General features: G+C 74.5%; 22 protein-coding genes. 10 read left to right on the top strand and 12 right to left on the bottom strand.

Annotation, left to right across the window (positions count from 1 at the left end; genetic code table 11):
- The first annotated feature begins 211 nt into the window (after positions 1-211).
- From RQM47_RS12930 to RQM47_RS12960, 7 genes are all read left to right on the top strand, one after another.
- Positions 212-1207, top strand: coding sequence for an ABC transporter ATP-binding protein (locus RQM47_RS12930; protein WP_314009241.1), 996 nt, complete (start codon positions 212-214; stop codon positions 1205-1207).
- An 84-nt stretch (positions 1208-1291) separates the two neighbouring features.
- Positions 1292-2197, top strand: coding sequence for an ABC transporter permease (locus tag RQM47_RS12935; RefSeq protein WP_314009242.1), 906 nt, complete (start codon positions 1292-1294; stop codon positions 2195-2197).
- Between the two features lie 122 nt (positions 2198-2319).
- Positions 2320-3291, top strand: a complete 972-nt coding sequence (locus RQM47_RS12940; RefSeq protein WP_314009243.1) for a hypothetical protein — start codon at positions 2320-2322, stop codon at positions 3289-3291.
- A 162-nt stretch (positions 3292-3453) separates the two neighbouring features.
- A complete protein-coding gene (locus RQM47_RS12945; protein WP_311661585.1) occupies positions 3454-4335 on the top strand; it encodes a dimethylarginine dimethylaminohydrolase family protein in 882 nt (293 codons plus the stop codon).
- A gap of 184 nt (positions 4336-4519) precedes the next feature.
- Positions 4520-5242 carry a TIGR04283 family arsenosugar biosynthesis glycosyltransferase gene (locus tag RQM47_RS12950; RefSeq protein WP_311661732.1) on the top strand — a complete coding sequence of 241 codons (723 nt, stop codon included), beginning with the start codon at positions 4520-4522 and terminating at the stop codon, positions 5240-5242.
- Positions 5243-5338: 96 nt separating this feature from the next.
- Complete coding sequence (locus RQM47_RS12955) at positions 5339-5551, top strand: type II toxin-antitoxin system HicB family antitoxin (protein ID WP_311661583.1); 213 nt, start codon at positions 5339-5341, stop codon at positions 5549-5551.
- A 2-nt stretch (positions 5552-5553) separates the two neighbouring features.
- A complete protein-coding gene (locus RQM47_RS12960; protein WP_311661582.1) occupies positions 5554-5778 on the top strand; it encodes a type II toxin-antitoxin system HicA family toxin in 225 nt (74 codons plus the stop codon).
- Between the two features lie 246 nt (positions 5779-6024).
- Here RQM47_RS12960 and RQM47_RS12965 read toward each other — a convergent pair whose 3' ends face one another.
- The 5 genes from RQM47_RS12965 to RQM47_RS12985 form a co-directional block, all read right to left on the bottom strand.
- A complete protein-coding gene (locus tag RQM47_RS12965; RefSeq protein ID WP_311661580.1) occupies positions 6025-7446 on the bottom strand; it encodes an MATE family efflux transporter in 1422 nt (473 codons plus the stop codon).
- 208 nt (positions 7447-7654) lie between these two features.
- Positions 7655-8233, bottom strand: a complete 579-nt coding sequence (gene hpt, locus RQM47_RS12970; RefSeq protein WP_311661578.1) for a hypoxanthine phosphoribosyltransferase — start codon at positions 8231-8233, stop codon at positions 7655-7657.
- 239 nt (positions 8234-8472) lie between these two features.
- A complete protein-coding gene (gene tilS / locus RQM47_RS12975) occupies positions 8473-9819 on the bottom strand; it encodes a tRNA lysidine(34) synthetase TilS (protein ID WP_311661576.1) in 1347 nt (448 codons plus the stop codon).
- A gap of 13 nt (positions 9820-9832) precedes the next feature.
- Positions 9833-11995: a DNA mismatch repair endonuclease MutL gene (mutL, locus tag RQM47_RS12980; protein WP_311661575.1), complete on the bottom strand. Its 2163-nt coding sequence runs from the start codon at positions 11993-11995 to the stop codon at positions 9833-9835.
- A 75-nt stretch (positions 11996-12070) separates the two neighbouring features.
- Positions 12071-12331 (bottom strand): hypothetical protein, encoded by a 261-nt coding sequence (locus RQM47_RS12985; RefSeq protein WP_311661574.1) that lies wholly within the window; start codon positions 12329-12331, stop codon positions 12071-12073.
- Between the two features lie 170 nt (positions 12332-12501).
- On the opposite strand from RQM47_RS12985, the gene RQM47_RS17465 reads away from it, so the two are divergent.
- A complete protein-coding gene (locus RQM47_RS17465) occupies positions 12502-12771 on the top strand; it encodes a DUF4160 domain-containing protein (RefSeq protein WP_349256286.1) in 270 nt (89 codons plus the stop codon).
- A gap of 12 nt (positions 12772-12783) precedes the next feature.
- Positions 12784-13083, top strand: coding sequence for a DUF2442 domain-containing protein (locus tag RQM47_RS12990; protein ID WP_311661573.1), 300 nt, complete (start codon positions 12784-12786; stop codon positions 13081-13083).
- Positions 13084-13125: 42 nt separating this feature from the next.
- On the opposite strand, the gene RQM47_RS12995 is transcribed toward RQM47_RS12990, so the two are convergent.
- The 3 genes from RQM47_RS12995 to RQM47_RS13005 form a co-directional block, all read right to left on the bottom strand.
- On the bottom strand, positions 13126-15282 hold the full coding sequence (locus RQM47_RS12995) for a thioredoxin domain-containing protein (protein WP_311661571.1): 2157 nt from the start codon (positions 15280-15282) through the stop codon (positions 13126-13128).
- 289 nt (positions 15283-15571) lie between these two features.
- Complete coding sequence (locus RQM47_RS13000; protein ID WP_311661569.1) at positions 15572-18031, bottom strand: M4 family metallopeptidase; 2460 nt, start codon at positions 18029-18031, stop codon at positions 15572-15574.
- A gap of 355 nt (positions 18032-18386) precedes the next feature.
- On the bottom strand, positions 18387-19163 hold the full coding sequence (locus tag RQM47_RS13005; protein WP_311661568.1) for a 3-oxoacyl-ACP reductase: 777 nt from the start codon (positions 19161-19163) through the stop codon (positions 18387-18389).
- Between the two features lie 149 nt (positions 19164-19312).
- On the opposite strand from RQM47_RS13005, the gene RQM47_RS13010 reads away from it, so the two are divergent.
- Positions 19313-20014 carry an SDR family oxidoreductase gene (locus RQM47_RS13010; RefSeq protein ID WP_311661566.1) on the top strand — a complete coding sequence of 234 codons (702 nt, stop codon included), beginning with the start codon at positions 19313-19315 and terminating at the stop codon, positions 20012-20014.
- Positions 20015-20151: 137 nt separating this feature from the next.
- On the opposite strand, the gene recA is transcribed toward RQM47_RS13010, so the two are convergent.
- The 4 genes from recA to RQM47_RS13030 all read right to left on the bottom strand — a co-directional run bounded on the left by recA (position 20152) and on the right by RQM47_RS13030 (position 24480).
- Positions 20152-21246, bottom strand: coding sequence for a recombinase RecA (recA, locus tag RQM47_RS13015; RefSeq protein WP_311661564.1), 1095 nt, complete (start codon positions 21244-21246; stop codon positions 20152-20154).
- A gap of 356 nt (positions 21247-21602) precedes the next feature.
- Positions 21603-22862, bottom strand: coding sequence for a CinA family nicotinamide mononucleotide deamidase-related protein (locus tag RQM47_RS13020; protein WP_311661563.1), 1260 nt, complete (start codon positions 22860-22862; stop codon positions 21603-21605).
- Positions 22863-23137: 275 nt separating this feature from the next.
- Entirely contained in the window at positions 23138-23782 is a 645-nt protein-coding gene (gene pyrE, locus RQM47_RS13025; protein WP_311661562.1) for an orotate phosphoribosyltransferase, read from the bottom strand.
- Positions 23783-23856: 74 nt separating this feature from the next.
- Entirely contained in the window at positions 23857-24480 is a 624-nt protein-coding gene (locus RQM47_RS13030) for a CDP-alcohol phosphatidyltransferase family protein (protein WP_311661560.1), read from the bottom strand.
- Positions 24481-24622 lie beyond the last annotated feature (142 nt).

Consider the following 24622-nt stretch of genomic DNA (forward strand, 5'->3'; position numbering starts at 1 on the left):
GTGCGCCATCCTCCGCCCCGCCCGAGCGGCCTCTACGACGTTCCCTCTCCCGCTGGGAGAGGGACAGCCGCCAGGTCGGCGCAGCCAGGGTGAGGGGCGGGGCGGCCATCCGCACGTCCCGCCCTTCGGATCGGCCCGAAACTCGGCGGCGGCTCCGCCGTCGAGGGCACCTCCGCCACCCCGCCCCGCCCTCGCCTCATTGAGTGTGCCCGTGACCGACGCGTCTGCCCCCCCGCCCGACGGGGCCGTTCTCCGCACCGCCGGCCTCGCCAAGACGTACGGCGGCCGGACGCCCGTCGAGGCGCTCCGCCCGCTCGACCTGGAGGTGGGACCGGGCGAGACGTTCGGGCTGCTCGGGCCGAACGGGGCCGGCAAGACCACGCTCGTCAAGCTGCTCCTCGGGCTCGTGCGCCCCACGGCCGGCGAGGCGACGCTCCTCGGGCGCCCCGTCTCGGACGCCGACGCCCGGCGCGAGGTGGGGTACCTCCCCGAGGGCCACCGCTTCCCCCCGTTCCTGACGGGCCGCGAGACGCTCGGCCTGTTCGCCCGCGTGGGCGGGGTGGACGCCGACAAGCGCGCCCGGCGCGCGCCCGCGCTCCTCGACCTCGTCCGCCTGGGCGGGGCGGCCGACCGGAAGGTGGGGACCTACTCGAAGGGGATGCTCCAGCGGCTGGGGATCGCGCAGGCGCTCATGAACCGGCCGCGCCTCGTGTTCCTGGACGAGCCGACCGACGGCGTCGACCCGGTCGGGCGCCGCGAGATCCGCGAGCTCATCGAGACGCTCCGCGACGACGGCGTGACGGTGTTCCTGAACTCCCACCTGCTGAGCGAGGTCGAGCGCGTGTGCACGCGCGTGGCCATCCTCAAAGACGGCGCACTCGTCCGCGAGGGGACCGTCGACGACCTCACGCGCGTCGGCCGCGCGTGGCGGCTCCTGACGACGCCGCTTCCGCCGCCCACGGCCGAGGCCCTGGGCGGGGTGGTCGATCCCGACCCGGCCCCGCGCGCCGACGGCTTGGCGCTCGCCCACGTCGTCGTCCCCGACCGCGGCGCGCTGGGCGCGGTCCTCGATCGGCTCCGCGCCGACGGCGTGGACGTAGAGGCCGTCGAGCCGGTCCGCCAGTCGCTCGAAGAGCTGTTCGTCGAGGTCGTAACGCACGACGACGCCCCACCCCGCCCGAGGGAGAAGAGAGGAGAAGAGGTGTAGAGGAGGAGAGGCGGCTTCCGCCCCGCCCTGCCCTCTTCTCTTTCTCTCTCTTCTCCTCTTCTCTTCCGCCCTCTTCTCCTCAACATGGTCGGCCTCCTCCTCCTCACGCTCCGCGAGCTCCGTGCCCGGAAGGTCGTTGTCGGCCTGTTCGTCGTCGCCACGCTCGTGTGGGTTGTGCTTGCGTTCGCGCTCCAGCTCGACGTCGTCGACGGCTCGCTCGCCGGCGCGCGCCTGTTCGGCCAGGACGCCGGGGCGTCTGAGACGCTCGTGCTGGACGGCGACGGCCGGCCGGTGATCGACCCCGTGACGGGCGAGCCGATGACCGAGGCGGCGCCGCCGGCCTTTGGCGGCTCGCTCCTCGAGAGCCTCGTGTTCGGCGCGCAGACGTTCGTGGCCGGCGCGGCCTACTGGATCGGCATCCTGCTCGCGCTCTTCGCTACGGGCGGGTTGGTGGCCTCGCTCGTCGAGCGCGGCCAGGTCGACGTGCTCCTGACGAAGCCGCTCTCGCGCTCCAAGGTCCTGGCGGGGCGGCTGGCCGGCGTCTGGGTGGTGATGCTGGCGCTGACGGTGTACCTGTTCGGGGCGGTCTGGCTCGTGATGTCGATCAAGTCGGGGATCTGGAACCCCCGGTTCCTGCTCGCGATCGGGGCCGTGTTCGGGATGTTCGCCGTGCTCTACGGCGTCGTCGCGCTCGTCGGCGTGTGGAGCGGGTCCGCCCCGCTCTCGCTGATTGCGACGCTCGCGCTCCTGTTCGTGACGCTGGTGCTGGCGATCCCCAACCTGGCCGACCAGGTCTCGCGCGTGTGGCGGCCGCTCGTGGTCGGGCTCTACGCCGTGCTCCCCAAGTTCGGGAGCGTGGGCACGTCGCTCGTCCCGCAACTCGCCACGGGGCAGCCCGTAGCCAGCCTCACGCCGCTCCTCTCGTCGCTGGCCTTTGGCGCGGTGTGCTACGCGGGCGCCTTCGCCCTCTTCTCGCGCAAGGACTACTAGGGTGAGGGGCGACGAGTGACGGGTGATGAGCCCGCCGCCTCCGCCGCCCCGCCCTCATCCAGCGGAACAGGCTGGCCGAGAGCTCCCGCCCGTCACTCGTCACTCATAACCCGTCACTCGCCATGACCCGCACGCTCCGCGCGCTCGCCGCGCTCGCCCTCCTCCCCGCCCTCGGGCTCGTGAGCGGCTGCACCGACACGGCCGTCGCCCCGGGCGTCGGCGCGACGGCGCAGACGACGGACGCGCTCACGCTGCTGCCCGCCTCCGCCGACATGGTGGGCATGATGGACTTCCAGGCCGCCCGCGGCAGCGCCGCGCTCGACGCCATGACGGGCGGGGCGGGGCTCGGGTTCATGAGCGGCGGGGGCGCGCAAGACTTCGACACGTTCGTCCGCCAGACCGGGTTCGACCCGGACACGGACCTCGACCGCGTCTACGTGGCGGCGTCCGAGGGCGGCCCGCGGGCGGCGTTCGTGGCGTATGGCCGGTTCGACCGCGACCGGATCGAGCAGTACGTGGCCTCCCAGCCCGACCTCGACCTGACGGCGACCGACGTCGAGGGCCTCCCGGTCTACCTCGCCCAGAGCGACGACGGCGGGCGGGGCGGGTTCGCGCTCGTCAACGACCAGATGATCCTCGGCGGCGACGAGGCCACGCTGGGCCAGATGATCCGCCGGCTGGGGACGGACGGGCAGGCGCCGAGCGCCGAGCTCCAGGCCCTCCTCGACCGCGTCCAGCACCCGGACGGCGCGTGGTTCGTGGCCCGCGGCCTGGACCGCCTGGGTGGCGACCTCCCCTCCGACGCCCCGCCCGCGGCGCTCGCCGCGCGCGCCGCCGACGGCGTCGTCCTGTCGATGACGTTCGGCGACGACGGCGTGCCCGTCCGCGCCTTCGTCGTGACGCGCGCCGGGACCGACACGGGCGACGTGGCCGACGCGCTCCGCGGCGGCATCGCGGCGGCCAAGATGGGCGTCAAGGACGAGCCCGCCGCGCTCGACGTCCTCGACCGGGCCACGGTCGAGCCCCGCGACGGCGGCGTCGAGGTCGACGCGTTCCTGACGACGGCCTTCCTGAACGCCGCGCGCGCGGACTAGCCGCCCCGCCCCACGGCGATACGCCGCCCCGCCCCGCTCCTGGGGGCGGGGCGGTCTGCATTTGTGGCGTCTGTCGCGGGACCCGTGGGAGCGGGGCGGCGCGTCGACGGGCTGGGGGATAGAGCTAGATTCCGGCCCCACCCCGCCCTCTGGGTCTGCCCCATGTCTGACGCCGCCCCCTCGTTCGAGGTCAGCGCCCTCCCCGCGATCCCCCGCCCCGGCCGCGTCCTGCTGACGACGCCCGACCACTTCGAGGTCGCCTACGTCATCAACCCGCATATGGCCGGGAACGTGGGCGACGTCGACCGCGACCGCGCGCGGCACCAGTGGGAGCGGCTCCGCGACGCGTACGTGCGGCTGGGCCTGGACGTGAGCGTGCTGGACGGGGCGGCGGGCTTGCCGGACATGGTGTTCTGCGCCAACCAGACGCTCCCCTACCAGACGCCGGGCGGCGAGCGTGGCGCCATCATCAGCCGGATGCACGCGGCGCAGCGGAAGCCGGAGGTCGAGCACTACCGGCGCTTTTTCGAGGGCGAGGGCTACGAGGTCCGCGGCCTCGACCCCGACCTCCCGGGCGACTTCGAGGGCATGGGCGACGCGCTCTGGCACCCCGGCCGCTACCTCCTCTGGGGCGGCTACGGCTACCGCACCGACCGCCAAGTCTACGACCGGCTCGAGCGCGCGCTCGGGTTCATGGTGGTGCCCCTGAAGCTCGACGACCCCGACTTCTACCACCTCGACACGTGCCTCTGCCCGCTCGACGAGCAGACCGCGCTGCTCTACCCGGGCGCGTTCGACGACGAGGGGATCGAGGCGCTGCGCGCGCACTTCGACCGCGTCATCGAGGCGCCCGAGGACGAGGCCCGCGGCCTCTTCGCGTGCAACGCCCACTGCCCCGACGGCACGCACGTCCTGGTCCAGCAGGGCTGCACCGAGACCACGCGGCTCCTCCAGGACGCCGGCTACGAGGTCGTCGAGCTCCAGACCGACGAGTTCCTGAAGTCGGGCGGGTCGGTGTTCTGCATGAAGCTGATGTTCTGGTAGGGGCGGGGCGGGCGGGGTTTGTGGGTTCGGGGTTGGGAGGTTCAGGGTGGGGAGGATCTACGCCCTCGGGCGGGGCGGGCTCGTTTGCGAGGGCTCGGTTCCAGGCCCGATCCTCCACCCCGCCCTCGCCGGCGTGAGTGGGGCGCCCCCGTTACCGAACCCCGAACTCTGAACCCCCAGAACTCTGAACCCCACCCCCCAGACCGTCACCGTCGTGATCCCCGCCCTCAACGAGGCGGCCGGCATCGGGCGGACGCTGGCGTCGGTGGCGGCGCAGCCGGGGCCGGTCGAGGTCGTCGTCGTGGACGGCGGCTCGACGGACGGGACGGCCGCGGCGGTCCACCCCGCCCTCGCCTCGGCCCGCGTGATCGCGTCGGAGCGGGGCCGGGCGCGGCAGATGAACGCGGGCGCCGCGCACGGGCGGGGCGGCGCGCTCCTGTTCCTCCACGCGGACACGGCGCTGCCGCCGGGCGCGCTCGACCGGGTGCGCCGGGCGCTGGCCGAGCCCGGCGTGGCCGGCGGCTGCTTTGCCGTCACCTTCGACCGCCCCGCCCCAGGCGAGCCGGCGTTTGGGCCGCTCGGGCGGGCGGCGATGCGGCTGTGGGAGGCCCGCCTGTGGATGCGGTGGCACCGCCTCGCGTTCGGGGACCGGGCGCTGTTCGTGCGTCGCGACGTGTTCGACGCCGTCGGCGGCTTCCCCGAGCAGCCGATCTTCGAGGACCTCGACGCCGTGCGGGCGGTCCGCCGGCGCGGCCGGTTCGTGTTCCTGGACGCGGCCGTCGTGACGTCGGCGCGGCGGTTCCGGCGGGGCGGGGCGGTCCGGCAGCAGCTCCGCAACCTGGCGCTGTGGGCGGCCTGGAACGCGGGCGTGCCGCCGGCGCGGCTGAAGCGGTTCTACCCGGACTAAGGGCGGGGCGGGGTGGGGTTCTCGTTACAGCGCGCTCGCTCGGCGGCAACCCCCCAGCGCTCTCGCCGTTCGACCTGAAAACGAGCCGCCCTCCTCATGCGAACCTATACCGTCGTCGTCGAGCGAGACCCCGACACCTCGCTTCTAGTAGGACACGTTCCTGGCTTCCCGGGTGCTCACTCCCAGGCTGAAACGCTGGACGAGCTACAGTCCAACATGCGCGAGGTGGTCGAGATGCTTCTCGAAGACGGCGAGCCGACCCTCGAAGGCGAGTTCGTCGGCACGCAACTCATCGCCGTCGCGGTGTAGTCGTGGGAAACGTCCCCGTCCTCTCGCCACAAGAAGTCATCCAGCTCCTCCTCGCTCTCGGGTTCGAGGAAGTCCGCCAGCGCGGCTCGCACAAACAGTTCCGCCACCCCGATGGCCGGGCTACGACGGTCCCGTTCCACAAAGGGCGCGACGTGTCGCCGTCGTTGCTGCGGAAGATCGCGCGCGACATCGGCTCGACAGTCGATCAGCTGCTCGGTCGCGAGTAGGTCGCGCGGTTAGGTCGCGCGGTGTAGCCTGCCGCTGGTGGTAGCCGTCGAGGGGCCGGCGCCGATTCCAGCCGATCGGGGCGGAGCAGTGACGCCCTCTGCGCCCCGCTCTGCCACCCCGCCCCCGGAACGGCCCGCGGTCCACAGGCTCGGTCGAGCGTGTCCACCCGCCGCCGAACCGAAGTGGCCGGGCGGGGCAATGTGCCCTGATCCCCACCCCGCCTCCGTCGCGCGGGCGGGGCGGCCTCAGCGGCCGTATGGATGGCCGACCGCCGACTCGGCGACGGCTTTCTCCTCGGCCACCTCGTCCTCGGCCGGCGTGCGGAGCACCTGGAGGAACCACACCACGGCCACGAGCGCCCCGCCGGCGTACGAAACCGGGAAGGCCCACCAGATGCCGTCCGTGCCGAGCCCGCCGCGCGACGAGAGGAACCACGCCAGCGGGAAGCGGAGCACCCACAGGCTGGCGATCGAGATGAGCATCGAGACGTAGGTCCGCCCCGCCCCGCTGAAGCCGCCGCCGATCACCACCTGCACACCGATGAGGCCCCAGCCCGGCGCCATGATGCGGAGGAAGCGGGCGCCCTCGCGGATTACGGCCGGCTCGTCGGGCACGAACGCCGCCACGAGGGGCTCGGCAAAAGCGAAGCCCAGCGCGCCCGCCGCCGTCATCGCACCGAACGCGATCCAGGCGCCGATCGCCGTCGTCCGCCGCGCACGGAGCCGCTGCCCCGCCCCCACGTTCTGCCCGACGACGGTCGAGGTAGCGATGCCCAGCCCCAGCGCCGGGATGAGCACGAACGAGAAGATCCGCGTGCCGACGCCGTACACGGCCACGGCGTCGCTCCCGAACCCGGCCACGAGCGTCACCAGGACCGTCAGCCCGAGCGCGCGCATGGCCTGGTCGACGGACGCCGGGAAGCCCAGCCGGGCGATCTCGCGGACGAGCGCGAGGTCCGGCCGGAGGTCGCCCCGGCGAACGCGCACCGGGCGGCGGCCGCTGACCAGCAGCCACGCCCCGACGGCGGCCGCCAGCCCCTGCGTCCCGATCGTGGACGCCGCCGCGCCGGCCACGCCCAGCGCCGGGATCGGCCCCCAGCCCAGGATGAACAGCGGGTCCAGCACCAGGTTGAGAAGGACCGTCACGCCGACGATGTAGAGCGGCGTCTTGACGTCGCCGACGCCGCGCAGCAGCGCCTGGAACACGAAGTAGCCGAACACGAACGGCAGGCCGAGGTAGCTCAGGCGGAGGTACTCGGCCGCCATGCCGAGCACGTTCGGGTCGGCCCCCATCAGGCGCAGGAGCGGTTCGGCGAGCGCGTACCCCGCGCCCGCGAGCACGACCGAGAGGAGCAGGACGATGGCGTAGGTCTGGCCCGCCACGTAGTCCACCTGTCGGGCGTCGCCGCGTCCCTCGGCCTGCGCCACCAGGATCGTCCCGGCGATCGTCACCCCGCCCGCGACGGCGATAAACAGGAAGACGACCGGGAAGCTGAACGAGACCGCGGCGACGGCCTCGGCGCCCAGCCGGCCCACCCAGAACGTGTCGGTCAGCTGGTAGAGCGTCTGGAACACGTTCGCCAGCACGACCGGCCCCGCCAGCCGCAGCAGCGCCCGAGCGATCGGGCCTTCGAGGATGGCGCTAGAAGGGCGGGGGGCGTCGGGCACAGAGGGAGCGGCAGAGGCTCGGCCAACTCGCGGGGCCGTGGGCAGTTCGGCGTGTGGGTGCGTCCGGCGCGAAGGGGCCGCAGTCTCCATGGAATCCGCCCCGCCCGCGAACCGTGTGGCAGCGCGTCGCGCTCCGGCGGCCGCGCGCGCGGCGACCAGTGTCCACGCCCCGCCCGCGGAGCGGCCGCCGGAGGCTCGCTCGGAGCCTCTACACCCCCGCCCCGCCCTCGTCGTCCAGGATGTAGACCGCCGGCAGGTTCCGCGCGAGCTGGCCGTAGTCCAGGCCGTACCCGATCACGAACAGGTTGTCGATGTCGAACCCGACGTAGTCGACCTCGACCTCGACCTTGGCCGCGTCCGGCTTGCGGAGGAGCGTGGCCGCGCGGAGCGAGGCCGGCCCGCGCGCGGCGATCTGGTCGAGCACGTACTTCATCGAGAGGCCCGTGTCCACGATGTCCTCGACCACGATCACGTGGCGGCCCGAGAGGTCGGCCGAGACCGCCTTTTGCTCGGTGATCGCCCCGCTCGACACCTTTTTCTCGCCGTAGCTCGAGAGCTTGTAGAAGTCGACCTCGCAGTCGCCCGGGATCGCGCGGAGGAGATCGGCCGTGAAGATGAACGCCCCGTTCAGGACGCCGACCAGGATCGGCGGGCCGAGCCCCTCGTAGTCGGCCGCGATCTGCTCGCCCATCTCGCGGATGCGCCGCGCGATCGTCACCTCGTCGAGGTAGAGCCGGAACCGCTCGCCGCGGCAGGTGACAGTCTCGGGGGCAGCGACGGACTCCATCGGGCGGGGCGGCAGCGGAGACCGAAGCTACCCCGCCCCGCCCGGCGCCGCCACCGGCATGCGGAGGGAGACGGGGTGGAGGAATGCGGGGGACCAGACCGGGCTCCACCTGTGGTCTCTCAACGAGGTTCTGATGGGGTCGGCCGCCCGTGTTGCGTGGTTCGTGTCGCGTGTTCGAGGCCGACGCAACACGCCGTACGCAACACCCGCCGACCCGTCACGTGTGGCTCGGCGCTGCACTAGAAGCCCGTGCTAACTGTCCACCGCGCGGCGCGGCGCGTGGCGTCTGTGACGGCGACGGCCCGCGCGAGCCGATGGCCGACCACCCACAGCACCTCGCCGCCGCCCTCGACCACGAGCACATCGCGGCGCCGCGACGGCCGCACGCGGCGGTCGGCCAGGAGGTCCGAGACCAGCGCCGAGCCGCCCCGCCCCAGCGGGCGGACCCGGTCGCCGTCGCGCCACGGGCGGACGACGAGCCGGCCCGGCACGCGGTCGGCGTCGACCACCTCGGCGTTGGGCGACGACGGGAACGACGGGGGCACGGCGCCCAACGGGCGACCCTCAACCCACCCCGCCCCCACCGCGGCCGACCAGCGCCCTGACGCCTCGACCACAACGGGCGGGGGCGGGGCGGTCGGCGTGGTGAACGCGAGCGCGCCCCGCTCTCGCCACACGACGGCGCCGGCAGCGCCGACGCGCTGGCCGACCGGCGCGTCGAGGAGCGCGTCGATCCGGTCGAGGAGCGCGGCCGACGCGGCGGCGCCGGGCGCCCACCGCCGGAGCGCGTCGGCCCACACGGCGAGGCGGGCGGGGCGGTCGAGCACGCGGACTCGGTCGAGGTCCACGACGCCGCCCCGCCCGTCGGCCGTGCCGACGAGGTCGAGGAGGGCGGGGCGGTCGAGCGCGGCGCGCGCGGCGGCGGCGGCGGCGGCGATCCGGGCGGCCGTGCGCGACCCGCCCTCGGCCTCCAGGAGCGGGAGCACGTCGCGGCGGAGCCGGTTGCGGCGGTAGCGGCCGGTCGCGTTCGTCGGGTCCTCGATCCAGCCCCAGCCGCGCGCGGCGGCCTCGGCCTCGACCTCGGCGCGCGTGGCCCACAGGAGCGGGCGGACGAGGGCGACGCCGCCCAGGTCGCGGCGAACGGCCATGCCGGCGAGCCCGCGCAGGCCGCTCCCGCGCACGAGGTTGAGGAGGACCGTCTCGGCCTGGTCCGTCGCCGTGTGCCCGGTCACGACGGCGGCGGCACCGTGGCGGCGGGCGGCGTCGGCGAGCGCGGCGTAGCGGGCCTCGCGCGCCCGCGCCTGCACGTTGCCGGGCGCGACCTCGACGCGGACCGTCTCCGTCTCAATGCCCAGGCTCTCTCCCAGGTCGCGGACAAACTGCGCCTCGCGCTCGCCGTCGCGGAGGCTGTGATCGACATGAATTGCAATAACGGACCAACCCGCCCCAACCAGCGTCCGCAGGAGGACGGTCGAATCCACGCCCCCGCTCGCGGCGACGACCAGGCGTGCGCCCTCCGCCACCCCGCCCTCGCCTGTGAGCGACGCGGCGACGCGGGCGGCGAACGGCCGCCCCGCCCCGCTCACGACCGGCGCCCGCTCACGACGGGCGGAACCGGCGGTCGATCTCGTCCGACGACAGCCGGATCATCGTCGGGCGCCCGGCCGGGTCCGTGAACGGGTCGCCGCACGCGAACAGCTGGTCAACCAGCGACCGCGCCTCGACCGGCCCGAGCGCCTGGCCGGGCCGGATCGCGCTGCGCGCCGCCATGCTCCGCGCGAGGTTCTCGCGGGCGGGGAGGTGCAGGAGCCGACTGTTCCGGCGGACCTGCGCGAGCAGGTCGTCGAGCACCTCGCGCTCGTCGCCCAGCCGGACGTCCGCGGGCACGCCGCGGACGAGGACGGGGCCGCCCGCGGGCGCGTCGAGGTCGAACCCGAGCGCGCGGAGGTCGCCGGTGATCTCGCCCAGCAGCTCGGCGTCGGCCGGCGTGAGGTCGACCGTGAACGGGAACAGGAGCTGCTGCGTCGGGGCCATCCCGCCCTCCATCGCGGACACGGCGCGCTCGTAGAGGATGCGCTCGTGAGCCGCCCGCTGGTCGACGACCAGGAGCCCGGAGCGGACCGGCGAGAGGAGGTAGCGGCCGTGGAGCTGCCACAGCGTCCGGTCAGCGTCGGCGTCGAGGTCGATGTCGGCGCCCCCTCCCCGCGCCGGGATCGGTCCGCCTCCCGCCGCCCCGCCCGCGAACGGCGCGCCGGAGAGCGGGAGGCCGGCGGGCGGACGGCCACCCGGGGCGGGGTGGTCGGTCCACCCCGCCCCGCCCCCGGCGGGGAGCGGGGCGGGCGCTTCGGGACGCGAGCCGTCAAGACGCGGGCCGTCAGGACGCCGGACGGCAGGCTGTGCCTCGTCGAAGCGCGGGCCGCCGGGCGGCGGGGCCGAGCGGGGCGGCGTGGCCGCGGAGGGGACCGTGAACACGGGCGGGGCAGCCCACTCGTCGGACGGCGGCTGGTTGGATTGCGGTCCGCCAGCGTGCGACTCGTCGGCTTGTGATCGGAACCCGTCGCCGGACGGCGCGGGCGGGGTGGGCGCCCCGACAGTCGGCGCCCCGACGGCCCGGGCGTTGGGGTCGAACGTGAGCCCCAGCCCGTCCTCGGCCAGCGCCCGCTTGACCACGGCCTGCACGAAGCTGTACACGCCGCGGTCGTCGTCGAACTTGACCTCGGTCTTGGTCGGGTGCACGTTGACGTCGACGTGGCGCGGGTCGACGGTCAGGAACAGGGCGAAGAGCGGGTGCCGGCGCTCGGGGAGCAGCGCCCCGAACGCCTGCGCGACGGCGTGGTCGAGCGACCGGCTCTTGACGTAGCGGCCGTTCACGAACAGGTACTGGTCGCCGCGCGAGCGCCGCGCGCGGTCCGGCCCGGCGACGACGCCGCGGACCGAGAGGTAGCTCGTCGTCTCCTCGACGGCCGTCAGCTCGGACGCGTCGACGCCGCCCGCGAGGTCCGACAGGCGGCGGACGAGGGCGGCCTCCCGGTCGGCCTGCGCTCCGCCGCCTTCCCCGCCGCCTGATCCCGCCCCGCCGGTCTGCGGGACGCCCGGCGCGAGCCGCCAGACCTCGGTGTCGTCGTGCGTGAGCGAGAACGCGACGGCCGGGTGCGAGAGCGCGAGCGCCTGGAACGTCTCGACGAGGTGCTTGAACTCGGTCGCCGGCGTCTTCAGGAAGGCCCGCCGCGCGGGCACGTTGTAGAACAGGTTGCGGACCGAGACGCACGTGCCGTCGGGCGCCGCGCACGGCGCCTCCGACACCACCTCGCCGCCGTCGACGCGGACGCACCACGCCGTCGGGTCCTGGCGCCGCTTCGTCTTGAGCTCGACCTGGGCGACGGACGCGATCGAGGCGAGGGCCTCGCCGCGGAACCCGAGCGTCTGGAGCCGCTCCAGGTCCTCGAAGTGGCGGAGCTTGCTCGTCGCGTGGCGCCCGAAGCTGGCCACGGCGTCGCGCGGCCCCATCCCGCCCCCGTCGTCGGCCACCTGGATGAGCTCGGAGCCGGCCCGCTTGAGCGTGACATCGACGCGCGAGGCGCCGGCGTCGAGCGCGTTCTCGACCAGCTCCTTGAGCGCGTTGGCCGGCCGCTGGACGACCTCACCGGCCGCGATCTTCGAGGCCAGCGTGTCCGGGAGCGCCCGGACGATCCCGTCGTCCGCCCCGCCCCCGTCGTCGGGCGCGTCGGGCGGGGCGGGGTGGCCGGGCGGCGGGGTGGGCACGGGGGGAAAGGTGCGGGTGACGAGCGAGGGGTGACGAGAAAAAGGCTCTTTCCCCGTCCCCTCGCCCCGCTCGCTCTAGCCGGTGAAGAACCAGCCGCTAAAGGCCGACACGCGCTCAACGATCGTGTCGATGTTCAGGAACAGGTAGAACGCGACGGCCAGCGCGAGGCCGACGGCGATGAACTGCGGCTGCTTCGTCTTCCGTGACCGCCGCTCGCTGGGGCGGACGAACTGGAGCTGGCGCTTGCGCCGGGCCTCGGCCTCGGGGTCGTAGAACCGCGGCGTGTACTCGAACCGCCGCGGCTGGGCCATCCGCCCGCTCTTTAATCCCAACATGGTGCTCTGGGGTGTGGACCGGAAGGTAACGGCGGGGCGGGGCGGTTTCGGGTCCGGCCCTCCCCCAACGTCGGCGCGGCCGGTGCCATCGCCGCGTCACGGGCGGGGCGGGCGGCGTTCCCGCCCCGCAAGCTGAAACCCCTATTTTCTCGTCCCGCCCCGCCCGACCTGTGCCTACCGTCTCTGAGTTCTACGGCATCCTCATCCGACTCTACTGGCGCGACACCGACCGTCACCAAACTCCTCACTTTCACGCTCGCTACGCCGAGCACGAGGCAGCATTCTCGATCCCTGATGCAGAGGTCTTAGCCGGCAAACTCCCACGGAGACAACGGCGCCTCGTCCAAGCGTGGGCCGAGCTTCACGCTGAGGAGTTGGAACGGGCGTGGAGTCGGGCCGTGAACGGAGAGGCTCCCGGCACGATCGTTCCACTTCGCTAGCGCCTCGCCTTCATGTCAGTCACTGCCTCCCCCGCCCCGCCTCCCGGCGACCGCCCCGCCCCGCTCCCCCTGGCCCCGAGGATCATCGCAGTCCGGGCCGACCCCCCGTTCGTCCTCGTCGCTACGTTCGGGACCGGGGAGCGCCGGCGGCTCGATCTCGCAGACAGCGTCGGCACCGGGCCGGTCGCGCCGCCGGCCACCCCCGACGCATTCGCGCGCGTGGCCGTGGAGCCCGGAGGGTTCGGCCTGGAGTGGCCGGGCGGGGCGGACCTCCATCGAGACTCGCTCTACTACGGAGGGGAGCCGGCGTAACGCCCGCCCCGCCCACGAACGCCGGCGCGGGCGGGGCGGCCCTCAGCCGCCGGCGGGCGGGGCGGCGACCGCCTCGGCCAGCCGCGCCCGCGCCGCCTCCGGGTCCATGGTCGGCGCGCTGCACACGTGGTCGCGGCACACGTACGCCGTCGCCGCCCCGCCCCGCCCGCGTGGGGCGGGCAGCGCCGTCTGCGCCTCGGCGAACGGCGCGAGCTCGCTGATCGGCGCCGGGCCGACGCCGGGCGCCCGCAGCAGCGCGACCGCGAACGGCGCGTAGACCGAGCGGACGGCCGCCAGCACGGCCGCCGTGTCCGCCCCGCCCCGCTCGCCCGCGACCACGACCTCCTGCGCCGGGCCGGCCGCGAACGCCGCCGCCGTCAGGAGGTGCGTAAAGCCCGACGGGTGCTCGCGGACGACGGCCGGCGCGCGCAGCCCGCGGCGGGCGGCCTCTTCGAGGGCGGGGCGGCCCGTGAGGCGCGCGAGGCGGAGCCCGTTGTAGACGGCCACGCTCGCGCCGGCCGGCAGCGCCCCGTCGTCCGGGCTCTTCTGGCGGACGATGAGGTCGGGCGCGTCGGCGGGCGAGACGAAGTAGCCGCCCTCCGAGTCCTCGAACCGCTCGCGCATCTGGGCGTGGAGGTCGAGGGCCGCCGCGAGGTGCGCCTCGTCGAACGTCGTCTGGTACAGCTCGGTGAGGCCCCAGACGAGGAACGCGTAGTCGTCGAGGAGCCCGTCGATGCCGGCCTCGCCGTCTCGGTAGCGATGGAGGAGGCCGCCCGCGTCCGTCCGCATGGTGCCGAGCAGGAAGGCGGCCGCCCCGCCCGCCGCGTCGGCGTAGTCGTCGCGCCCGAACGTGCGCGCGGCGACGACGAGGGCGGCGATCGCGAGCCCGTTCCAGTCGGTCAGGACCTTGTCGTCGAGGAGCGGGCGCGGCCGCCCCGCCCGGACGTCGAGGAGCGCCCGGCGGATCGGGCCGAGACGGGCGCGCAGGTCGTCGGTGTCCAGGCCCAGGCGCTCCGCCGCGGGCGCGAGCGGATCGTCTGCTGAGAGGTCAGGGGCGGGGTGGTGGAGCACGTTCGCGCCCGTCTTCTGGCCCGTCGCCTCGTCGGCGTAGTTGCCCGCGGGCTCGGTCCCCCAAATGTCCTTGGCGATCCGGGCGTCGTCGGCATCCAGCGCGGCGTCGATCTCGGCCTCGGTCCAGACGTAGAACGCGCCCTCCTCGCGCTCGCCGTGGGCGTTCAGCGAGTCGGCGTCCTCGGCCGAGAAGAAGGCGCCGGTCGGCGAGCGCAGGTCGCGGAGCACGTAGTCCAGCGTGGCCTCGGCCGCTTCGCGGAGGTCGGGCGCGCCGGTCGCCGCCCACGCCTCGGTGCAGGCGAGCGCGTAGCCGGCCTGGTCGTAGAGCATCTTCTCGAAGTGCGGCAGGAGCCACGCCCGGTCGGTCGCGTAGCGGTGGAGCCCGCCGCCGAGCTGGTCGTAGACGCCGCCTCGCCGAATCGCCCGGAGCGTGGCGACGGCGAGCGCCGTGAGCGACTCGTCGCCCGTCTGCGCCCCGCGCCGCAGCGCGAACAGCACGTGGTGCGGCGTGGGGAACTTGGGGGCCGCCCCGAACCCGCCGTGCGCCGGGTCGAACCGTCGGCGGAGCGCCTCGGCCGCGGCGTCCACGTCGGCCGCGCCCAGCGCGTCGCCTTCGGACCCGCCCTCGCCCATGCGGCGGACGACGCCGGCCAGCTCGGACGCCGACTGGCGCACGCCGTCGGCGTTCTCGCGCCAGAACCGCGACACGTTCTCGGCCAGGTCGAGCACGCCGATCCGGCCGCCGCGGCTCTCGCGCGGGAGGTAGGTCCCGACCCAGAACGGCTCGCGCGTGTCGGGCGTGAGCAGCGCCGTCAGCGGCCACCCGCCCCGCCCGGTCGCCGCGAGGACCGCGGCCATGTAGACGCCGTCGACGTCGGGCCGCTCCTCGCGGTCCACCTTGACGCACACGAACGCGTCGTTGAGCGCGCGCGCGGCCTCGGCGTCCTCGAACGACTCGTGCTCCATGACGTGGCACCAGTGGCACGTCGCGTAGCCGATGGAGAGGAACACGGGCACGTCGCGGCGGCGGGCCTCCTCGAAGGCGGCGTCCGACCACGGCCACCAGTCGACGGGGTTGCCGGCGTGGCCGAGCAGGTACGGGCTGTTGGTCTGGGCGAGGCGGTTCACAATGGGGAGGGATGGGGGATGGAGGGATAGAGGGATGTGGGGAATGCGTTCCCGCCCCGCCCTCCGGGTCTGCCCCGCCCTCGGGATCCGACCGGCGGGGGGGGGCTCCAGGCCTCGCCGCGCCTCGCCCCGTGCCGAGGGCGGGGCGGTCCGGGCCGCGCCTCTGCCCATCCCCCATCCCGAGCGCGCGGAGCGCGCATCCCCCATCCCTCTACAAAAAAACGCCCCCGCCCGGGCGGGGCGGGGGCGCTCGGGACGCCGGGCGGGGCGGTCCCCACGGGCGGGGCGGCTAGCGCACGACCGTCAGCCGCGACGTCCGCCGTTCGCCGGCCGCGTCGAGCACGACGACGTAGGCGCCGGCCGGGAGCGCGGCCGTCTGGAGCGCGACCGGGTGGAGCCCCGCCTCGAACGTGCCGTCGGCCGCCACGGCCACCTCGCGGCCGAGGAGGTCGTAGACCGCCACGCGGACCGCCCCGCCCTCGGGCAGGCCGACCGTCACGGTCGCGGCCGAGCGCGCCGGGTTCGGGGCGAGGGCCAGCGACAGCTCCACGACCTCGGCCTTCTGGAGAGCCAGGACCGGGTCCGAGGGCGGGGCGGTCGGGGCCTCGGCGAGCGGCGTCCCCTCGGCGTCGGCCGCGAGGAGCGCGCGGTCCGAGAAGTAGGCCACGCGCGTCACGCGGTAGCCGTAGCCGGTCACGCTCCGGTCGGTGACGAGGTTGGCCGAGATCACCGGGCCGTCGACGATGGCCCAGAAGGCGTCCTTCGTGCCGGTGTAGGTGGCCCGCGTCGTCCCCGACTGGTCCTTGACGTAGACGTAGTCGTAGTTCGCCTCGAGCTCGAACCGCTCGAAGTACATCGCCACGCGCTGGGCGCCGGACTTCGAGTAGGACTTCGTGTTGTTGAGGCTGTTGCTGTACGGGTGCGGGCTCTGGATCGTCTGCGTCTCGTAGCGCCACTCGGGCGTGCCGCCGCCGGTGCCGCCGTCCGAGCCGCCGGACGCCGAGCCGACGCCGACAGCCGCCCAGGCGTCGGCGACCGCGCGGGCCTGCGACGAGCCGGCGCCGTAGAGGTCGGCCGCCGCCTGGAGCGTCCCCTCGCGGGCGCCCGCGAAGTTGGTCGAGGCCGTGAAGTAGCGCGTGAGCGCCCGGTACCACACCTTCTCGGTCACACCCCGGCCGACGCTCTGGACGGACTGGCCGCGGAACGTGCCGCCGGCCATCATCAGGTACGCCTGCTTGTTGGCGATCCCCGAGTTGATGTGGACGCCGCCGTTGTCCTGGCTGCCGACGTAGCGGTCGGCGTAGTGGTCCGGCTGGTCGCCGGCCGGCGGGTCGTCGAGGTAGCGGAGCGCGTCGCCCGACGTGCCCGGCGTGTACGACTCTTCGCCGACGCGGTAGTCGTCGCGGTCGACCATGACGGCGAAGATGTCGGAAACGGCCTCGTTCAGCGCCCCCGACTCGTTCTGGTAGATGAGCCCGGCCGAGGCGCCGGTCACGGCGTGCGTGAGCTCGTGGGCGACGATATCGAGCTCGACGAGCGGCGAGAACGTCCGGCCGTCGCCGTCGCCGTAGACCATCTGCTGGCCGTTCCAGAAGGCGTTGTTGTACCCGTCGCCGCCCGGCACGTCGTCGTAGCTGACGGTCGAGGTGATCGAGGCGTTGTTGCCGTCGTAGCTCGACCGGCCGTGCGTCCCCTTGAAGTAGTCGAAGACCTGGACGGCGCCCGTGTGGGCGCTCACGGCGATCCGCTGGTTGGAGGCCGAGAAGTTGTTGTCGGCGTCGGTCACGTAGCTGCCCGGCAGCGTGTTCTGGCCGTTCGCCGACAGCGTGCGGATGTAATCCGGCCCGCGCGTCGTGTCGTAGAGGTAGTAGGTGCCCTGCGAGAGGAACGTCGGGATGGAGGTCGTCCCAGCGTAGAGCGTCGTCCCGGTCCCGTTCGCCGAGCCGTCGACGAACACGGGCGAGCCGGCCGCCGCCCTGGCCGCCGCCCCGCCCCGCCCGGCCGCGCCCGCCGAGGGCGGGGCGGTCGTGTGGATCGAGTTGAAGTGGTGGAGGACGGCGCCGGTCTGGGCGTCGACGAACACCTCCCAGTTGGCCGGCACCGGCCGCTCGGCGAACAGGCGGACGTGGTAGGCGAGCGCGTAGCCGTCGTCGCCGGGGTAGACCACGAGCTCGGCCTGGGGCGTCCAGTCGATGGCCTCGCCGAGCGCGTCGGCGGGCACCGACGCCCGCTCCTCGGTCACCGCCACCGCCGCGCGGGCGGCGTCGAGCGCCGACGCCGCGCTGAGGGCGGGGCGGGTCGCGACGCTCTCAGCGCCGGGGTGGAGCGCGCCGCCCCAGGCGTAGGCCCGGCCCGACCGGTCGAGGTGGAGCGCGCTTTGGGCGCCCCACACGGGGACGCCGCCGACCTCCTGCTGCACGACGACGTGCTCGAGCCCGAGGTCGTCGCGCTCGGCGCGCACGAGGCGGACATCGGGGTCCTCGTCGAACCCGAACGCGGCCGCGTTCGCGCTCAGGAACGCCTGGGCCGCCGCTGCGGGCGCGGCGTCGTACACGCCGAGGTCGCCGGCGAGAAACTGCGGGGTGCCCCGCTCGCCGTCCCACGCGACGCGGGTCAGCGTGGAGGCGTCGAAGGCGGCCTTCGACAAGCGGGCGTCCGCGTCCTGCGCGGCGGCGGGAGAGACAACGGTGACGGCGAGCGCCGCAGCGAGCACCCACCAGGCGGTGGGGCGGAAAGGAGCAAGGGGCATGGGGCAAAGGGCCAGGGAGACCGACAGGAACACCACCCGTTTGGAGACACCAGGGCGGGGTGGCTGGAGCAACGATGGTAAGGTTCATCCTCACTTCGCGCAATCCATTTCTCCGCTTAACGAGCGCCTATCGTCCTCCCTCACCTAACCGTCAGGTCTCCATCGTCGTAGCCACCGAGCCCGCCCCGCCCGCCGTGGCGCCCGCCGCCGAGCCCACCCCGCCCCGGCCGGCGGCAGCGCCTGGGCGGGGTGGACGGCCGCCCCGCCCGGAGCCACGACCGCGGGGCGGGGTGGCGCCCCGAGCCTGCGTGGGCCGCCCCGCCCCTACGCCATCGTCCCCTACGCCGCCCCGCCCCTACGCCATCGTCAGGCCGCCGTCGACAGCGAGCGACTGGCCGGTGACCGACCGGCTCCAGGGCGAGGCGAAAAAGAGAACGGCGTCGGCAAACTGCTCCGGCGTCACGGTCTCCTGGAGCGGGGTCCCCTGGCGGACGAACTCGAACACCTCGTCCGTGGTGACGGCGCTCGCGTCGGTCGTCTGGAGGAGGCCGCCGGCGACGAGATTGACGCGGACGCCGTAGGCCCCGAGTTCCTTCGCCAGCGTCCGCGTGAGGCCTACGAGGCCGGCCTTGGCCGCCGTGTAGTCGTGGTACGTCACGACCGGGTTGTAGACGAGGTTGGTGCCGACGTGGACGAGCGAGCCGCCGCCCTGCGCCTTCATCGTCGGGAGCGCGGCGCGCGCCAGGTGGAACGCCGCGCGGACGGCCCCCTCATACTGGCGCTGGAAGTGGTCCCACTCGACCGTCTCGACGCTCACGTACGGCGCGCTCGGGTCGAACGAGTAGCGCGGGAGCGCGCTCGACACGACGACGTCGAGGCGGCCCCACCGCTCGACGACGGCGTCGACGAGGGCCTGCACCGCGTCGGCGTCCGTGACGTCGGCTTGGTGCGCAAAGGCGCGGCCGCCGGCGCTCTCGATTTCTTCCACCACGGCTTGGGCCTTGTCCTGGCTCTGGAGGTAGTTCACGGCGACGGCGGCGCCTTCGCGGGCGAGCGCGCGAGCAATCGCCCGCCCCGCCCCGCGGCTGGCTCCGGTGACGAGGGCGACGGTGTCGGACGGCAAAGCGGGCATAGGGAGGCGCTGACGGGCTGGGGGGAACGAGGTCGGTACCCCCCCGCCCGCGCAGTCGGCGGGCGGGGCGGTCCGAAGCTACCGGCCGGGAACGGCGCCGCGCGCCCGCTGCGTTGGAGGCCACCCCGCCCGCTGCCCCTCCGCCTGCCATGTCGCTCGTCCTCATCACCGGCGCCTCCCAAGGGATTGGCGCCGCCATTGCCCGCGCCTTCGCCGAGCAGGACGACGCGCGCCTCGCCCTCGTCAGCCGGAACGAGGCGAAGCTGGAGGTCGTCGCCGCCGACTGCCGCGGGCGGGGCGGCCAGGCCGACGTGTTCCCGTGCGACGTGACCGACGACGCGGCCGTCGAGGCGCTCGGCCGCGACGTGGCCGATCAGCTCGGCGTGCCCGACGTGCTCGTCAACAACGCCGGCCTGTTTACGCCGGGCGGGTTTCTGGACACGTCGCCCGAGACGTTCCGGCGGCAGATCGAGGTCAACGCTGTCAGCGCGTTCCTGGTCACGCGCGCCTTTCTGCCGGCCCTGCTCGCGCGCGGCTCCGGCCGCGTGCTCATGATGGGGTCGGTCGCGTCGGTCCGCGGCTACCCGGGCGGGGCGGCGTACGGGGCGGCCAAGCACGCCGTCCTCGGCCTCGCGCGCGCGCTCCGCGAGGAGACCAAGGGGACCGGCGTCGGCGTGACGGTGCTCCTGCCGGGCGCCACGCTCACGCCGTCGTGGGAGGGCGCGGGCGTCGAGGCCGACCGGCTCATGCCGCCGGAGGACGTCGCCCGCGTGGCCGTCGAGGTGGCCGGCCTCTCGCCCCGCTCAGTCGTCGAGGAGGTCCTGATCCGCCCCGCCCTGGGGGACGTGTGACGGCGGAGGCGTGGACCCGGAGAACCGACCACCCCGCCCGCTCCGGCGTCTGCCCCGCGTCTCGCCCTTCGGGTCCGCTCTAACGAGCGACGCCGTCCGGTGTGGACCGGGCGGCGTCGGAGTCGGGGCGGGGCGGCCTAGTCTTCTAGGAGCGCCTCCTGCGCGCTCTCCACCTCCACGTCGTCGCTGTCGTCGTCGGACGGGGCCGGGCCGGGGACCATCCCGAGCGCCTCCTTGACCGACTGCTTGACGGCCTCGCGCCGGTCCTCGTTCGTCCGCAGCCACTCCTTTGTGGCGTCGCGGCCCTGGCCGATCTTCTCCTCGCCGTAGCTGTACCACGACCCCGACTTCTGGATGATGTCGTGCTCCAGCCCGAGGTCGACGAGCTCGCCCAAGGACGAGACGCCCTCACCGTAGACGATGTCGAACTCGGCCTGGCGGAACGGGGGCGCCACCTTGTTCTTGACCACCTTCACGCGCGTCCGGTTGCCGACGACCTCCTGGCCGTCCTTGAGCGCCCCGATCCGGCGGATGTCCATGCGGACCGACGCGTAGAACTTGAGCGCGCGGCCGCCGGCGGTCGTCTCGGGCGAGCCGAACATGACGCCGATCTTCATGCGGATCTGGTTGATGAAGATGAGGATCGTGTTCGTCCGCTTGATCGTGCCGGTCAGCTTGCGGAGCGCCTGGCTCATGAGCCGGGCCTGGATGCCGACGTGGCTGGCCCCCATCTCGCCCTCGATCTCGGCCTTGGGCACGAGCGCGGCGACCGAGTCGATGACGACGACGCCGAGGGCGCCGGAGCGCACGAGCATGTCGCAGATCTCGAGCGCCTGCTCGCCGGTGTCGGGCTGCGACATGAGCAGCTCGTCCGTGTTCACGCCCAGCTTCTCGGCGTAGGTCGGGTCGAAGGCGTGCTCGGCGTCGATGAACGCGCACTGGTCGCCGCGCTTCTGGGCCTCGGCGATGATCTGGGTCGCCAGCGTCGTCTTGCCCGACGACTCGGGGCCGTAGATCTCGATGATGCGGCCGCGCGGGACGCCCCCGATCCCGAGCGCGTGGTCGAGGGTCAGCGACCCCGTCGAGATGGCGTCCATCTCGACCGGCGGGGCGTCGCCCATCTTCATGATGGCGCCCTTCCCGAACTGCTTGTCGATCTGCTTCATGGCCAGATCGAGGGCCTTCGCCTTGGCGGCGGAGTCGGCGGGCGGGGCGGTGGTCGTTTTCGCCATGGGGTCGGGCTCTAGGGAGCGGGCTGGAGGTCGGGGCCGGGGCGGGGCCGCGCGGTGCAAGAGGGAGAGCGCCCACGATACGGACGTCGGGTGACACCTCCGCGTCACGGCCCGCCTTGTCGGGGTGCCCTCGCGCTGGAGTACCCGCCCCGCCCGCAAACGTTCGGCGGGCGGGGTGGTGGGCCGCCCCGCCCAGGAGCCGGCGGGGCGGGGTGGCAGCCTGCTTCTAGCGCGGCGTGGGCTCCGGCCGCCCCGCCCGCCCCGGACACGGCAAGCCGTGTTCCTACGGGTGCCCGTCGTGGGGCGGACCCAAAGGGCGGGGCGGAATCAAACGGGCACCACCCCGCCCGCGCGCCTCATCCCTCCCCCACCGACCGCAGCGTCTGGCGCCGCAGGAGGTCCAGCGCCGCCGTCGTCGTGAGGCCGATGTTGACGGTCCGGTCGCGCGTGAGACGGAGGCCGACCGCCCGCTCGCCGTCGGCGTCCGCGTAGGCGACCCAGACCGTGCCGACGGGTTTCTCGGGCGTGCCCCCGGTCGGCCCCGCGACGCCCGTCGTCGCCACGCCGACGTCGGCGCCCAGGCGCTCGCGGACGCCCCGCGCCATCTGGAGCGCGACGGGCTCGGACACCGAGCCAAAGTCGTCGAGCGCGTCCGACGCCACGCCGAGCAGGTCGGCCTTGACCGCGTTGTCGTAGGCCACGACGCCGCCCCGGAGCACGCGGCTGGCGCCGGGGACCGACGCCACGCGCGCGGCGACCGCCCCGCCCGTGCAGCTCTCGGCGAACGCGACCGTCCGCCCGTGCTCCGCGAGCAGGTCGTTCACGACGGCCTCCAGCGTCGTCGTGCCCTCGCCGAAGACGAGCGTCCCGAGCCGGTCGCGGAGGGCGCCCGCGCCCTCGTCGACGAGCGCCTGCGCCGCCTCGCGGTCCGGCCCGCGCGCCGTCACGCGCAGGCGGACCGTGCCTAGGCTGGGGAGGTAGGCGAGCGCCAGCCCGGGCGGGGCGGTCCAGCCGTCGAGCATCCCGGCCAAGTCGCTCTCGCCCCGTCCCACGGTCAGCAGCGTGCGGCTGAGGACGAACCCGTCCTGGAGCGCGCGGAGGCGCGGGAGGACCGAGCCCTCGGTGATCGCCTCCATCTCGTACGGGACGCCCGGGAGGACGGCGACCACGTCGCGCCGCCCCGCCCGCTCGCGCGTGCCCCAGAGGCCGGGCGCCGTGCCCTTCGGGTTGTCGAGCACGTCGAACCCGTCCGGCACCTCGGCCATGACGCGGCCGATGGGCGGCATCGTCCGGCCGCGCTCGGTGTAGCGGGCCTCGATGGCGGCGAACAGGTCGGGGTGGAACGTGAGGTCGCGGCCGAAGACGCGCGCCACGGCCGCCCGCGTCACGTCGTCGTGCGTCGGGCCGAGCCCGCCGGTGACCACGACGACCGCGGCGCCGTCGGCGTAGGCCCGCTCGATGGCCGCCGCGATCACGTCCACGTCGTCGCCGACCGTCTCGGCGCGGCGGAGGTCGACGCCGGCGCCGGCCAGCCGCTCGCCCAGCCACGCCGCGTTCGTGTTAACGATCTGGCCGAGCAGGATCTCGTCGCCGACGGTGAGCAGGTGTCCGGTCATGCGGGAAGGCGGAAGGCGGAAGGCGGAAGGCGGAAGGCGGAAGGCGGAAGGCGGAAGATGCCCACCCCGCCCGGTCCCAGCGCGCGGGCGGGGCGGAAGACGGCCGGAAGGTCGGCGGGCGGCAGATGACCACCCCGCCCACGGCGCCGGCGGGGCGGACGCCGTAGCGGCGTTGCATGCAACGCCGCCGGGCAACGCCGTCGGTCCGCGCGGTGTGGGCGGGGCGGAGGCGGTGCACCACCCCGCCCACATCGCGCAGGGGCGGGGCGGCTCCCCTACCCCGCCCCGCCCCGCTCGCGGCTCCAGCCGGCGGGGTCGTCGCGCCAGGCGCGGAGCACGCTCCACGCGCCCTCACCGAGCGCGCCGGTCTCGGCGGCGAGACGCGCGAGCGTCTCGAAGTCCGTCAGCGTGTGGAGATCCAGCCCGGCGTCGTCGAACGCGCGGTCGGCTTCGGGGAACCCGTAGGTAAAGACGGCGAGCGCGCCGACGACCGCCCCGCCCGCCTCGCGGAGCGCCTCGGCGGCCGAGACGACCGAGCCGCCCGTCGACACCAGATCCTCGACCACGACCACGCGCTGCCCCGGCTCGACGCGGCCCTCGATCCGGTTTTCCCGCCCGTGCCCCTTGGCCGCCGCGCGGACGTAGCTGAACGGGACACCCAGCCGGTCGGCCAGGAGCGCCCCGGGCGCGATGCCGGCCGTGGCCGTGCCCGAGACGGCCTCGACGCTGCCCACGCGCCCGGCGAGGTCCACGAACCCGGCGACCACTCGGTCGCGGACGGCGGGGTGGGACAGCGCGAGCCGGTTGTCGGTGTAGACGGGCGCGAGCCGCCCGCTCGCCCACGTAAACGGCTGGTCGGGGCGGAGCGCGACGGCCCCGATGCGGAGCAGGTCGCGGGCGAGGGTCTCGGAAGTCGACATAAGGATGGAGGAGCCGCCGCCCCGCCCGCCAGGTCCGTCCGCAGAACGTCTCCGCTGGGCGGGGCGGGCTCCCGCTAAACGGCCGTGGCCGACGACGAGCGGAAGTAGAGGACGCCCGTGTAAACGGTCACCGCGGCCGTCGCGAGCAGGAACACGAGCGGGGCGGGGCTCGCGAGCGCCGCCGAGAGGAACCGGCCCAGCGCGCCCAGCGCGCCGCCCAGCGCCTGCATGTGCGTGCCGGCCAGGAACACGAACGCCGTGATGAGGAACGTGAGCTGCCACGCCGTCTTCCACTTGGCCGCCGACGACGTCTGGAGCGGGCGCCCGCGGCGCTCGTAGACCACGCGGAGGACGGTCACGGCGAGGTCGCGCACCGCGATGGCCGCGATCGCGAGCCACGCGGGCCACGCCCCGCCCAGGCTCGCGAGCCCCTGGTCGAGCGGGTCCAGGAAGGGGACGAGAAAGAAGCCGCCGAGCACCAGGACCTTGTCGGCCAGCGGGTCGAGAAACTGGCCGAGCCGCGAGCCCACGCCGTAGCGCCGGGCAAAGTGGCCGTCGAGCCAGTCCGTGATGGCGGCCACGATAAACAGGGCGGCCCCGGCCACCTGCCCCCCCAGCGTCCCCGTCCACAGCAGGTACAGGCACACCGGCGCGACCAGGATGCGACCGACGGTGAGGGCGTTGGGGACGTGCTTCATCGGGGCGATCCAGGGGACGGGACCCGTGGGGCGCGGCTCACCGGGCGGGGCGGCCAAGATAGCGCCCCCCGCCGGGCCGCCTCCACCCCGCCCGGGGCAGCGGGCAGCGGGCAGCGGGCAGCGGGCAGCGGGCAGCGGGCAG

Source organism: Rubrivirga sp. S365 (genome assembly GCF_032248475.1).
GTDB lineage: Bacteria > Bacteroidota > Rhodothermia > Rhodothermales > Rubricoccaceae > Rubrivirga > Rubrivirga litoralis.